The following is a 13,017-nucleotide window of genomic DNA, read 5'->3' as shown; positions in this document are numbered from 1 at the left end:
GCGCGGCAGTTCGTGGCAGCGGGGTGATGCCCCGTGGGCAGGTGCCGGCTCGGCCCTTGCCGGTGCAAGGCTACAAGCCAATTCTATGCGGAGCCTATGGCGCAACCGGCCGGGTGCTCACTTGCAGCACGTGCAGCCCTGCCGTAGGCTCGTAGGTGTAGCGCAGCCCGAAGCCGTAGTAGCGGCACACCTGCTGCACGATGGAGAGGCCCAGGCCTGGCGAAGCCGAGCCGGGCTGCTGCTTCTGAAACCGCTCGAAGTAGCGGGCCGGGTCGCCGGTGGGCGCCGAGCCGGTGTTGCGCACTTCCAGCACGCCGCCGCGCAGGTGCACCGCCAGGGAGCCGCCCACGTGGTTGTGCTTGAAGGCGTTTTGCAGCAGGTTGCCGACCAGCGACTCGGCTAGGGCCGGGTGCATCCGCACCGGCAGCGGGTCGGCGGCCTCCACGGTGAGGCGCAGCTCCTTGCCGCTGAGCAGCTCTTCCAGCAGCGCCAGCCGCTCGGTCACCACGTCGGCCAGGTGCAGCGCCACCGCCCCCGGAAACTGGCCGTTCTCAATCTTGCTGAGCAGCGTCAGGCCCTGGTGCAGGCGCGAGAGGCGCCGTGTGGCTCCGTAGGCATCGCGCAGCAGCGGGGCCATTTTGGCGTCGCTCGCCCCTAGCTGAAGCAACCGCTCCAGCGTGGCTTGCAGGATGGCTAGGGGCGTCTGGGTTTCGTGGGCCGCATTTTCAGTAAACTCTTTCAGCGACTGGTACTCGGCCGCCAGCCGTTCACTCAGCTGCGTCAGGGCTTGGTTTAGCTCGGTAAACTCCTCAATGGGCGTAGCAGGCAGCACAAGGGCGGCGGGCTGGCCCTGCAATTCGTAGCCGCGCAGGGCGGCCAGCGTGCGGTGAAAAGGTTGCCAGAGCCGGCCCGACAGCCAGCGGTTGAGCGCTACCAGACTCAGCAGCAGGCCGAGGAGCACCGTGGCCATGACCAATAGCACCACCCCTAGCGGGCTGTCATTTTCGAGCAGCGACTTGCGCAGCGTCACCCAATACGTCACGCCCCGCACCTGCACCGGAAAATGCAGCTGCCGGAACGGCTCCCAGCGGCGGCCCACGGGGTCAAATTCGAGCGTGTCGTCAAAGCCGGCCGGGCGGGGGCGGGGGCTCAGCCGGCGCTGGTCGCCCAGCGGCGGGGGCAGCCGGCCGGTGCGCTGCAGGATGGGCGTCAGGTAGCCCTGCTCGGTCACGAGCTTTTCCTCGGTTTCCGTGCGCAAGGCCCACACCAGCCCGGCGTAGAGCGCGGCCGTGCCCACGGCGCAGAGCAGGGCCGCTAGCAGCAGGTAGTAGCGGGTGGTGGTAGCTAGCAGCTTCATTCACTGTGCAGCTCGTAGCCCAGGCCGTACACCGTGCGGATATAGTCGGGCGCGCCCTGCTCCTGGAGCTTCTTGCGCAGGTTTTTGAGGTGGTTGTAAATAAAATCGAACGAGTCGGCCGTGTCGGCGGCGTCGCCCCACAGGTGCTCGGCAATGCTCTCCTTGGTGAGCAGGCGGTTGGGGTTCGTCAGAAAGTAAAGCAGCAGCTCGTACTCCTTGCGGGTCAGCGGCACCAGGTTTCCGCCCACCAGCACCTGAGCCCGGTCGGGCAGCACGGTCAAATCCCGAAAGCGCACGACGTTGTGCCCCTGAAACTGCCGGCGCCGCAGAATGGCGTGGAGCCGGGCCGTCAGCTCGGCCAGGTGAAAGGGCTTGGTCAGGTAGTCGTCAGCCCCGAGTTCCAGGCCCTTGACTTTGTCATCGAGCGCCCCGCGAGCCGAGAGGATGAGCACCCCGGCGGGCGAGTTATCGGCCTTGAGCGTGCGCACCAGGCCCAGGCCGGTACCGCCGGGCAGGGTCAAGTCCACCAGCACGCAGTCGTAGTGGTAGAGCTTGATTTTTTCGTGGGCCTGCGCGTAGGTGCTGGCTTCCTCGCAGCGGTAGCCGTCGCGCCGCAGGTGGTCGGCCAGCGAGGAGCGCAGGGTAGGCTCGTCTTCCACGATAAGGATTTTCACAGGGCTGTCTTCCGGTTGATAGGGTCCAAGCTACGACATTAATAGGACTGGCGGGTGGCAATTCCGCTAGGGTCGCGCACTCATCGCTGGCAGCGTTTCCCGCGTCAGGGGTGCCGCCGGTCCGTGGCACTAGAGCCGAGCTTGCCTCGCACGTGGCGCGGGCGAAGGGCATTTACAGGTCTCTAACCAGACCCGCAACCCAACCCGGCCAGTATGTCGGAGGGGTAGTGTACGACCGAGTATATGGCCGCTAGCGTAAAGCTGTAAGAATCTTGTATGCACCAAAAACAAAACAGCCACTCAGTATTGCTACTAAGTGGCTGTTTACCAGTGGTGGGAGATACTGGGTTCGAACCAGTGACCCTCTGCTTGTAAGGCAGATGCTCTGAACCAGCTGAGCTAATCTCCCTTTTTGCCAAGCGGCAATTGCCGTTTTGGTGGTACAAAGATGAGGGCTTTTTTCGGAATAGCCAAGCGCAGTGTTGAAAAAAGACGCCTGCTGTGCGGGGCGGAAGGGATAAAAAATTAGCAGTCAGCCATAAAAATTTTATAAAAAGAGAGCTGCAAGCGGAGCTGGGGGCTACTTGGGCAACACTAAAGGCGCGGAGCCGTTAGCAGACCCGACTTGGCGGGCAGCCGGCAAGGTCCTTTTTCTTCTCTCACTTTATCCTTTTCTTTCATGGAAACGCAGCTGCTTCAAAATTATTCGGAGCCCGAAAAAACCGCTTACCTCAGCGCCATTGCAGCCCTGGCCACGGCCGACCGCCAGGCCACGGCCCCCGAGGCCGAGTTTTTGCAGCGCCTGGCGCAGCAGGCAGGCTTGTCGCAAAACGCTACCCGGCAGGTGCTGGCCGCCGCCGACAGCGCCAATAATCAGACCGTGCAGCAGAGCCTCGACCAGCTCAAGAGCAGCGACTTGCGCTACTCACTCGTGACCGACCTCATCAGCCTGGCCCGCGCCGATGGCACGTACTCGCCCGGCGAGGAAGAGATGGTGGGCAAAATGGCTGCCTACCTCGGCATCAACCCCGAGCAGAAGCAAACCCTGGAAAACGTGGTAGACCAGGCCGCTAACGTGCCTCATGACCCCCAGGACCCCAATAAACAAGGATTTTTGAGCGGCATCGGCGACAAGCTCAGCAACGTAGGCATCCCGAAGGGCGCCCTGATGGCGGGCTTGCTGGGCGTGGTGGCCCCGATGGTGATTTCGCGGGTGATGGGCGGCGGCAGCAACCAGGGGCAAAGCCCCAGCGGCTCGATGGGCGGCCTGCTGAGCGGGGCTATGGGTACGCTAGGAGGCCGCGGCTCGCTAGGGGGTATGCTGGGCGGCTTGCTCGGCGGCGGCCTGTTGAGCGGCGTGCTGGGTGGCGGTAATAGTCAGCAGCAAAGCGTTGATACCAGCCAATACCCGCAGCAGGGCTCGATGGGCGGCAGCGGGCTAGGGTCCATAATGTCGGTGCTCGGCGGCTTGGGTGGCCGGCCCAATGCCCAGCCGGCCAGCGCGGGCGGTGGCGGTATTTTTGGCAGCGGCATGGGTAGCCTGCTCGGCGGCCTGTTTGGCCGCTAGGCCTGCCTTGGTCAACGCCTAACAAAAAGGGCCCTGACGTATAGCCAGGGCCTTTTTGTTAGGCGTTGCGGTAGGTGAAGAGGTCGTCGGCGCCCACCTTTTCGTGGCTTTGCCAGCCGCGCAGGCCTAGCCGGGGCGCGGATACGCCGCGCTCGAGGCGCTTGGTGCTGCGAAAAACCCGGATTTCATCCCATACGTTGCTGTTGATGAGGGCGTTGAGTACGGTGGGGCCGCCTTCTACCAGCACCGACTGAATAGTACGCGCATGGAGGTCGGCCAGCACGGCGGGCAGCAGGTCGGGCGAGGGGGGGGCGCCGGCCGGGGCAAAGGGCAGCCTTACGTAGTCGAGGTTGGGGCGGCTGGCCCGCTCGCGGTGCGTGTAGATGATGGTGGGCTGCGAACCGTCGAGCACGTGGTGGCTTGGGGGCAGGGCCAGGTTTTTGTCGATGACGAGGCGCGTGGGCTGGGGGCCGGGCCACTCGCGGGCACTCAGGCGGGGGTTGTCGTGCAGGGCTGTGCGCGTGCCTACCAGGATGGCCGCCTCATCGGTGCGCCACTGGTGGGTGAGCAGCTGAGCCTGCGGGCCGCTTATCTGCACCTGCTGAAAGTGTGGGCCAGCTAAAAAGCCATCGGCCGACTCAGCCCACTTCAGCACCAAATACGGGCGCTGCTTTTCCTGAAACGTGAAAAAGCGCCGGTTGAGCCAGCGACCTTCGTCGGCCAGCAGGCCAGTGCTCACCTTAATGTCAGCGGCGCGCAGCTTGGCCAGGCCCTGGCCGCCTACCAGGGGGTTGGGGTCGTCGTTGCAGACTATTACTTCGGGCACGCCTTTGGCAATGAGCAGGTCGGCGCAGGGCGGCGTTTTGCCGTGGTGGGCGCAGGGCTCCAGGGTCACAAACACGCGGCTCTGGCGCAGCAGGTCCTGGTCGGCCACGCTGGCCAGGGCATTTACTTCGGCGTGCGGGCCGCCGTACTGCTGGTGGTAGCCTTCGCCGATAATATCGCCCCCGGGGCCCACTACCACGCAGCCCACGAGCGGGTTGGGGCGGGTGCGGCCGCGGCCCAGCATAGCCAGGTCGAGGGCGCGGCGCATAAAAAACGAGTCGTCGAGCAAAGCCATAGAGCAGGATAAAAACGGCGCGGTTCTAGCCGTAAAGCTATTCGCCAGGGAGGAATTTGACGGCCGGCAGAGGATATTTCGCGGTTGGCCCTTCCGCATCTCCACTGTCAACCGGCCATCTTTGCGCCCGCATGACTACCCAGCAACTCACCGCTAGCCTCGCCGCCGCCCTGCAGGCTATTTACCCAGCCTCTGAGGCCCAGGCCGTGGCGGCGCTGGTAGCTGAGCACCTGCTGGGCCTCTCGCCACTGCAGCTCCGCATGCAGGCTGCCGCGCCGGTGCCGGCCGCCGTGCTGACCCAGCTGCCGGCCCTGCAAGCGCGCCTGCTGGCCCACGAGCCGGTGCAGTACGTGTTGGGCATGGCCCACTTTGCCGGGCTGGAGCTGGAGGTGACGCCCGCCACGCTCATTCCGCGCCCCGAAACCGAGGAACTGGTGCAGCTGATAGCCCGCGCCCACACCGGCCGCCGGGGTCTGCGCCTGCTCGATGTGGGCACCGGCAGCGGCTGCCTGGCCATTGCGCTAGCTGGCGAGCTCGCGGCGCCGGAGGTACTGGCCGTGGATATTTCGGCTGAGGCCCTAGCCGTGGCCCGGCGCAATGCGGCCCGCTATGCGCCGGCCGTGCGGTTTGAGCAGGTCGATATTCTGCAGGCACTGCCAGCGGGGCTGGCACCGGCCAGCCTCGACTTGCTGGTGAGCAACCCGCCTTATGTGCGCGAAAACGAGCGCCCGCTGATGCGCGACAACGTGCTGGCCTGGGAGCCGGCCACCGCGCTCTTTGTACCCGATAATGACCCGCTGCTTTTTTACCGGCGGCTGGCCGGAGTGGGGCGGCAGCTGTTGCAACCGGGTGGCAGTATGTGGTTGGAAATCAACGAGGCGCTAGGGCCCGAAACCGCCGCTTTGTATGAGCCGGATGCCTTTGAGCAGGTGGTGGTGGTGGACGATTTTCTGGGGCGGCCGCGCTTCGTGCGGGCCGTGCGGCGCTGAGGGAGTGCAGAAATAGTGTAGCAACATCAAACAAACGGGTGGGCCAGGGGCTTATAAAGCGCTTTCCAACGGAAGGCATTTATCTGCCAATTTTTCTGACCCGACTTATGACTGAGCAACCGCTCCTGACCCCTTATCACTCCGATAAGCTGAATTTGAACAACCGCGTGGTGATGGCGCCCATGACGCGCAGCCGCGCCGACAACCCCGGCAACGTGCCCAACGACCTGATGGTGGAGTACTACACCCAGCGCGCCACGGCCGGCCTCATCATCTCGGAAGGCGTGTATGTGAGCGCCGAAGCAGTAGGCTACATCAATGTGCCTGGCATCTACACGCCCGAGCAAGTAGCTGGCTGGAAGAATGTTACGAGCGCCGTGCACGCGCACGGTGGCAAAATCTTTGTGCAGCTCTGGCACGTGGGGCGCATCTCGCACCCCGACCTGCTCGATGGCAACCTGCCGCTCTCGGCCTCGGCGCTCAACCCCCACGCCCAGGTATACACCCCTAGTGGCATGAAAGACACCGTGGCCCCGGCCGAAATGACGGTGGCCCAAATCAAGAAAACGGTGCAGGACTTTGTGCAGGGCGCCAAGAATGCGCTCGAAGCCGGCTTCGACGGCATGGAGATTCACTCGTCGAACGGCTACCTGTTTCACCAGTTTTTCAACGGCACCAGCAACCACCGCACCGACGAGTACGGCGGCTCGATTGAGAACCGCGCCCGCCTGCTGTTTGAAGTGCTCGACGGCATCAAGGCGGCCGGCGTGGACCTGGGCAAGGTGGGCGCCCGCCTCAACCCCTCGCTCGACGGCCTGTTTGGCATGACCCTCGACGCCGAAACTATTCCTACGTTCGACTACATCATCAAGCGCCTCAACGACTATGGGCTAGCCTACCTGCACTTGTCGGAGCCCTTTACTGATGTGAGTAAGAACGAGTTTGCCGAGCAGCACATTGCCAAGCGCTACCGCCCCCTGTACAAGGGCACGCTCATAATCAACGGCGGCTTTGACCAAGACAAGGGCAACAAGGTAATCGCCGACGGCGATGCCGACCTAGTGGCCTACGGCACACTCTTTATCTCAAACCCCGACCTCGTGGCGCGCTTTGCCCAGCACGTGCCGCTAGCCCCTGGCGACCGCAACACCTTCTACGTGGCCGGCCCCAAAGGCTACATCGACTACCCGGCGGCTACCAAGTAGGCTTCTGCGCAGTAACACACAAAAAAGCGCGCTTGTGGCCTTAGCCGCAGGCGCGCTTTTTAGTTGTGAAAAGCTACCCCGGCAGAAAGCCAGCGCAGTGCGGAATAAGTAACGAGGGCTGAACGTTAGGGGCCGCAGGGCGGGGCTAGCCCACGGGTGGGCGCGCCTGCCGACCTTTGCCAAACTTTCTGTTTTTGCTGTGTGCGTATGCGTTTGCTACTTGTGGTACTAGGGCTGAGTTTGCTGGCGGGCTGCGGGGCCAAAACCAATGGCCCGCTAGCCCTCTATTTTGTGGGCTCGTCGCGCTTCACCACGGGCAATAAAACCAACGTGGCCCCCGGCGATACCCTGGCCACCAACCTCTACGCCCTGGCCAACGGCAGCAATACCTTGCAGCATTTTCGGGCTACGGTGACGTATACGCCGCAGCGCGAGCCGTTTGCGTACCCCACGCCCATTACGGCATTTTTCAACAACGTGCCGGCCGACCCCGAGGTGACATACCTCGACTCGACCTTCACGGGCACCGATTTTTTGTACACGCCGGTGTTTGGCGTGCGCACTACCGCGGGCACCGAGCGCTGGACGTTCACGGCCACTGACAAAGACGGCAATACGTCGGCGCGCGCGTTTGTGCTATCGGTGCGCCGCTCCGATTCGCTGGCCGTTTACCACGACTACACGCTCAAGCTGCGCGTGCCGGCTAGCGGCGTGGGTGCCCGGCGGTTTATCGACCTCAAATCGGGGCTAGCCCTGCCAGCCTACTCCGTGGTAGGCAGCGCGCCCAATGCCGAGCTGCAACAGAAGACGGACGTCGTGGTCTTGCCCGACGGCTTGCGTTTGGCATCGCCCGATACGCTGGGTAAGCTCCTCAATGACACCCGCTGGCCCGCGGCCCGACGTAGCAGCACCCGCTTTCGCCTCACGGCCCTCTCGGCCACCGATTTTACGAGCGCTCAGGATACCATTACGATTCAGAGTCAGTTTACGGGCGCGGGCCGCGCCTACTTGCCGGCGCTGGCCCTCAACCAGGTCTACGCCTTCCGGGCTACCCGGCCCCAGGGCGTCCGGCCGCTATACGTATATGGCCTGCTGCTGGTGCGCAGTGTGCCCAATGGCACCAGCAGCGTGGGCTTGCAGCTCGAAGTGCGGCTAGCCAAGCAGCGGCGGCGCTACTAACAAAAGCCCGCTAGCTATCAAAAAAAGCCTCTCCTTTTGCAAGGAGAGGCTTTTTTTGATAGCCGCTGGTCAATCCGATTGCCTTAGAAAAGCAGCCCGCCAGTGAGGCTAGCCGTGAAGCGGTTGGTAGTCTGGTTCACGGTGGGCGGCGCCACGTAGGCTAGCGAGTAGGGCTGGTATTGGTCTTTGCCGGTGAGGTAGAGGCCGGCTACATCTACAAAAAAGCTCTTAGTACGCACGCCCGCGCCAACGGAATAGTACTGCTGGCTGCGGTCGATGGCGTTGTATTGGTAGGGGGAAGAATAATAAGCGTAGCCGGCCCGCAGGCGGAAAACATCGAGGCGGGCTTCGGCACCCACCCGAAAATTGACCACGCTGCGGTAGTTGTTGGCAATGTTGGCGTTACCATCGTTCAGGCCCTGGTCGCTACTGCCATCGGTGGTGTTAAACTTAGCCTGCGCATAGCCCACGTATTCCACGTCGGCGGTGATGAACCCCACCTTGCCCAGCACTGCGGTGGCGCCGCCATTGGCCCGGAACGGCGTGGTGACGCTATACTCAAACGTGCCCGGCTGGGTGCTGAGCGAAGCCGTGGTGCCCTGTGCGGCGTATAGTGTATTAGCAGTAAGGCTTGTGCTGTACTGCTCGGTGAGCCGGATGTAGGTGGGCGTCTGGATAGAGGCGCCGAAGCGCAGGGCATCGGCTGCCCGCACAATGACCCCTAGCCGGGCGTTGATGCCGGTGCCGGTAGTTTTGAGGTAGTCGGTCGACATAAAATCCTGCTGGCCGGCCGAGCTTTCGCTGAACGTGCTGTTGCGGGTGCGGTTGAGCGACACAATGCCCACGCCCCCCCCGATGTAGAGCCGGTCGCGGTAGTTGCCGCCGTAGCCCAGGTCAAACTGCGAGAGCGAGCCCTTGGTCAGAATGTCCTCGGTTTGGGTGATGGCGCCTTTGCGCGCCGCGCGCAGGGCCGCCGAGGCCTTGGGGTCATTGGTAGGCGCCGGGCTGCCTACCCGAAAAACAGTCTGGGTCGAGGCCGAGCCCGTGCCGGGGTTGGGCACCTCTACCTGGTCCACGAGCCCCGTGCCGTAGGCTAGCCCGTCGATATTGGTATACGTGTGGGTATTGTACTGATTATAAATATCCTGCACGTTGCTCTGGTACTCAGCGCTGGTATAGTCGCCGTTATTGTAGGGCTCGCGCAGGCGCTGAAAGAACGAGTGATTATCGTCGGTCGAGTTCTGGTAGTGCAGGCCCTGGTTGAAGTCGGCCAGCCGGGTGAAGCCGAGGGCGAAGCTGCCGCCGCGCCAGTCGCTGGTGTTGTCACTGTCGGGCCGGCGGTTGGCAAACACCAGGCCGGCGCTGGCAATGTGAAAGCTGTTGGCCGTTTGAGAGAGTGAGGGAAAGTTGTTGCCCACGGCGGCCGAGTTGGTGGCCTGCACGGCGTTAGTGGTGCCAAAGCCCACGCCCGGCGTCAGGCTCACCTCTGACTTAGTAAAGAAGCCCAGGCCCGCCGGGTTGCTGGTCAGGTTGCCAAAATCAGCCCCTAGCGACACGTTGGCCCCGGCCAGCCCTAGCGTACGGGCCGTGCCGGCCGGGTTCTGGCGCATGTAAAGCAGGGCATCGTTGGCGTAGCCGCCCTGCGCGTGGGCCGCGTGGCTAATCGTCAGAAAACCGCCCAGCATAGCAGCCAGGCCCATAAATGCGTGCTTCATAAGAAAAAAGTAGGGGCAAAAAAGAGCCGGCCCGGCGGGCCGGCTCGAGTAAAATCAAGCAGTAAGAGCAACAAGCGTGCTGCCAGCGGGCCTAGCGGCGGCCGCGGCCACCGCCGCCGAAGCTTCCCCCGCCGCCACCGCCACCGCCGAAGCTGCCGCCATACGAGCGGCTGGGCTGGCTGTAAGTCGGTTGGCTATACGTGGGCTGGCTATAGCTGCGTTGCGGCTGGTTGTAGCTGGGCTGCCCATTGCTATACGTGGGCTGGCCGTAGCTGCGCTGCCGGCTGCCGTAGCCGCCGTTGTTGGCCGGTTGGCCGGCCGTGGCGGGCTGGGCCGCCGGATTAGGGGTGCTGCCGTTTCCGAAGAAGCCGCTGAAGAACCCACGGCGCCCGGCCGCCGGAGCCGTAGTGGGCACTGCATTGCCAGTCGGGCTGCCGGGGCTAGCCGGAGTAGAATAGGTGGGCTGGCCCGTGGCATCGCCAAACGTAACGGCCCGGCCGCCCCGGCCCGTAGGCGCAGCCATAACCGGGGCACCGGCCCCATTGCCGGGCAGCGCCACGGCATTGCCGGTGTAAGAGCCCCGGCCACTGCCAATGTTCACGGCGTTGGGGTTGGGCGCCGCGTTCATTACGGCACCGCCGCGGTTGTTGCGCGAGCCGTACAGCACGGCATTCGTGCCCGGCGAGCTTACGCCCGCACCCCGGGTATAAATAACTGGCCGAGCATAGCCGGCATCATACCCATAGCCCCGGCCGTAGAACGACGAGTAGCCGTAGGGATAGCCATAGCCATAGCCAAAGGGCGAATACCCAAAGCCATAGGGCGAGCCAAAGCCGCCGAAGCCGTAGCCAAACCCAATGCTCAGGCCCGCGCCGTAGCCAAAGGGCGAGTAGAAGGGATTATAAAAGCCGCCGTAGGGGTAGCCGTAGCCGAAGGGCGAGCCAAAGCCATAGCTGAACGGCGAATAGCCGTAGCCCATGGCTAGCCCGGCGCCATAGCCGAAGGGCGAGCCGTAGCCATAGGGCGACACCGACACGGCGGGCGTGTAGTTGTAGGAGCTTACGCCCGGCCCGGTGTAGGGCTGGTTAAACCCGCTAGGGGTATAGTAGCTCAGGCCGCTGTTGTAGGTATTGCTGTAGTAGTCGGTGCTGGCGGCATAGCCGCCCTGCGTGGTGCCGCCCTGGTAGTCGGGGTTGGCATCGTCGGTGGTAGCGGCCGTGGCGGGCGTTGTGTCGTCGAGGGCACGGGCCGGGATAGTGCCCGAGTTGCCGACGTACGACGGGGCCGAGCTGGTCGTGTGGTCGCTGGAAGAGTAATACACGCCGTCGTTCTCCGTGGAGGTCGTCAGCGCCCCGGAGGTAGCGCATCCGCCCAAAGCGAGAAGCACTAACGCCGGCAAAGTAGCGGTGAGCAGGGATTTCATGGCTGAAAAATGAGAAGTCAGCGCGGGGCTGAGTGGGTTAGTAAAATAACTGCGTAGCGAATGGAGGCTAGGTGAACACCAGGGCCTGGCAACTGGCCCGAAAAGATACCGCTCAACTCTAAATCTGAAGCCCTCCGCGCGGGCGCGCACTACTATAACGTAATTTCGCCCCAAAACGGTGCCTCCCCGATAAAGTTACTGATACAAAACCCATACCACAGTCGGCTAGCCCCGGCTGCTGGTCTTTAGATGCAATTATGAGCAAAAAGTTGCCTACCCGCCAGGAAGATTATTCGGCCTGGTACAACGAGCTGGTGAAGCGCGCCGGCCTCGCCGAAAACTCTGCCGTGCGCGGCTGCATGGTCATAAAGCCATATGGTTATGCCATATGGGAGAAGATGCAGCGCCAGCTCGACGATATGTTTAAGCGCACCGGCCACGAAAATGCCTACTTCCCGCTGTTTGTGCCCAAAAGCCTGTTTGAGGCCGAAGAAAAAAACGCGGAAGGCTTCGCCAAGGAGTGCGCCGTGGTAACCCACTACCGCCTCCAGACCGACCCCGACCGGCCGGGCAAGCTGCGCGTTGACCCCAACGCCAAGCTCGAAGAAGAGCTGATTGTACGCCCCACCTCGGAAGCCATCATCTGGAGCACCTACAAAAACTGGATTCAAAGCTACCGCGACCTGCCGCTGCTCATCAACCAGTGGGCCAACGTGGTACGCTGGGAAATGCGTACGCGCCTGTTTCTGCGCACCGCCGAGTTTTTGTGGCAGGAAGGCCACACCGCCCACGCCACCGCTACCGAGGCTGTGGCCGAAACCCGCCAGATGCTCGACGTGTACGCCGAGTTTGCCGAAGAGCACATGGGCGTGCCCGTGGTGAAGGGCGTAAAAACCCCCAATGAGCGTTTTGCCGGTGCCGAAGACACCTATTGCATCGAAGCTTTGATGCAGGATGGCAAGGCCCTGCAAGCTGGCACTAGCCACTTCCTGGGCCAGAATTTCGCTAAGGCGTTTGACGTGCAGTTTGCCAACAAAGAGGGCGGGCTGGAGTACGTATGGGGCACGAGTTGGGGCGTGAGCACCCGCCTGATGGGCGCACTCATTATGGCCCACTCCGACGACGAGGGGCTGGTATTGCCGCCCAAGCTGGCGCCGATTCAGGTCGTGATTATTCCGATATACAAGACCGGCGAATTGGATGCACTGCTCGAACGCATCCGGCCCATTCAGCAGGGGCTAGCCCAGCGCGGCATCTCGGTGAAAGTGGACAGCCGCGATACCGAGCGCCCCGGCTTCAAGTTTGCCGAGTGGGAGATGAAGGGCGTGCCCGTGCGCCTGGCCATCGGGGCCCGCGACCTCGACGCCGGCACCGTAGAGGCTGCCCGCCGCGATACCAAGCAGAAGCTGCAGTTGCCCCTAACCGACGTGGTAGACAGCGTAGATAAGCTACTGAATGACATTCAGCTGAACATCTACGAAAAAGCTAAGGACTACCGCGCCGCCCACACTACCCGCGTCGAAACCTACGACGAGTTTAAGGCGGTGCTCGACGGCAAAGGCGGCTTCGTGGTGGCCCACTACGACGGCACCTCCGAAACCGAGGAGCGCATCAAGGACGAAACCAAAGCCACCGTGCGCTGCCTGCCCCTCAACGAGCCCGACGAGGACGGCGTGTGCATCGTGACCGGCCGGCCCAGCCAGCGCCGCGCCTGGTTTGCTAGGGCCTACTAGTAGCGTTTAGGATGGTAGAGAGTGCTTAAAAAAGCCCTCCGTCTTAGCACGGAGG

10 protein-coding genes and 1 tRNA gene are annotated in these 13,017 nt (G+C 63.1%); 5 read left to right on the top strand and 6 right to left on the bottom strand.

Annotation, left to right across the window (positions count from 1 at the left end):
• Window positions 1-94: 94 nt before the first annotated feature.
• From J4D99_RS00575 to J4D99_RS00565, 3 genes are all read right to left on the bottom strand, one after another.
• Window positions 95-1,357: a sensor histidine kinase gene (locus tag J4D99_RS00575; RefSeq protein ID WP_208129752.1), complete on the bottom strand. Its 1,263-nt coding sequence runs from the start codon at window positions 1,355-1,357 to the stop codon at window positions 95-97.
• A complete protein-coding gene (locus J4D99_RS00570) occupies window positions 1,354-2,031 on the bottom strand; it encodes a response regulator (protein WP_208129751.1) in 678 nt (225 codons plus the stop codon). Before J4D99_RS00570 ends, J4D99_RS00575 begins: the two co-directional genes overlap by 4 nt.
• Before the next feature lie 331 nt (window positions 2,032-2,362).
• Window positions 2,363-2,440 (bottom strand) — tRNA-Val (locus tag J4D99_RS00565).
• A 270-nt stretch (window positions 2,441-2,710) separates the two neighbouring features.
• Between J4D99_RS00565 and J4D99_RS00560 the strand changes: the two genes are divergently transcribed.
• Window positions 2,711-3,598, top strand: a complete 888-nt coding sequence (locus J4D99_RS00560) for a TerB family tellurite resistance protein (RefSeq protein ID WP_208129750.1) — start codon at window positions 2,711-2,713, stop codon at window positions 3,596-3,598.
• A 58-nt stretch (window positions 3,599-3,656) separates the two neighbouring features.
• Here the strand turns inward: J4D99_RS00560 and ribD are convergent, their stop codons facing one another.
• On the bottom strand, window positions 3,657-4,718 hold the full coding sequence (gene ribD, locus J4D99_RS00555; protein WP_208129749.1) for a bifunctional diaminohydroxyphosphoribosylaminopyrimidine deaminase/5-amino-6-(5-phosphoribosylamino)uracil reductase RibD: 1,062 nt from the start codon (window positions 4,716-4,718) through the stop codon (window positions 3,657-3,659).
• 131 nt (window positions 4,719-4,849) lie between these two features.
• Here ribD and prmC point away from each other — a divergent pair, with 131 nt between their 5' ends.
• From prmC to J4D99_RS00540, 3 genes are all read left to right on the top strand, one after another.
• Window positions 4,850-5,707 (top strand): peptide chain release factor N(5)-glutamine methyltransferase, encoded by an 858-nt coding sequence (prmC, locus tag J4D99_RS00550; RefSeq protein ID WP_208129748.1) that lies wholly within the window; start codon window positions 4,850-4,852, stop codon window positions 5,705-5,707.
• A gap of 107 nt (window positions 5,708-5,814) precedes the next feature.
• Entirely contained in the window at window positions 5,815-6,912 is a 1,098-nt protein-coding gene (locus J4D99_RS00545) for an alkene reductase (RefSeq protein WP_208129747.1), read from the top strand.
• A 207-nt stretch (window positions 6,913-7,119) separates the two neighbouring features.
• Entirely contained in the window at window positions 7,120-8,091 is a 972-nt protein-coding gene (locus tag J4D99_RS00540) for a hypothetical protein (RefSeq protein ID WP_208129746.1), read from the top strand.
• A gap of 83 nt (window positions 8,092-8,174) precedes the next feature.
• On the opposite strand, the gene J4D99_RS00535 is transcribed toward J4D99_RS00540, so the two are convergent.
• Window positions 8,175-9,806, bottom strand: coding sequence for an OmpP1/FadL family transporter (locus J4D99_RS00535; protein WP_208129745.1), 1,632 nt, complete (start codon window positions 9,804-9,806; stop codon window positions 8,175-8,177).
• 91 nt (window positions 9,807-9,897) lie between these two features.
• On the bottom strand, window positions 9,898-11,229 hold the full coding sequence (locus J4D99_RS00530; RefSeq protein ID WP_208129744.1) for a hypothetical protein: 1,332 nt from the start codon (window positions 11,227-11,229) through the stop codon (window positions 9,898-9,900).
• Window positions 11,230-11,486: 257 nt separating this feature from the next.
• On the opposite strand from J4D99_RS00530, the gene proS reads away from it, so the two are divergent.
• Window positions 11,487-12,962: a proline--tRNA ligase gene (proS, locus tag J4D99_RS00525; RefSeq protein WP_208129743.1), complete on the top strand. Its 1,476-nt coding sequence runs from the start codon at window positions 11,487-11,489 to the stop codon at window positions 12,960-12,962.
• Window positions 12,963-13,017: the final 55 nt, after the last annotated feature.

It is taken from the genome of Hymenobacter sp. BT559, from assembly GCF_017571525.1.
GTDB classification, from domain to species: domain Bacteria; phylum Bacteroidota; class Bacteroidia; order Cytophagales; family Hymenobacteraceae; genus Hymenobacter; species Hymenobacter ginsengisoli.
The sequence above is the reverse complement of the archived record's forward strand: the minus strand, read 5'-3'. Positions and strand labels throughout refer to the sequence as shown.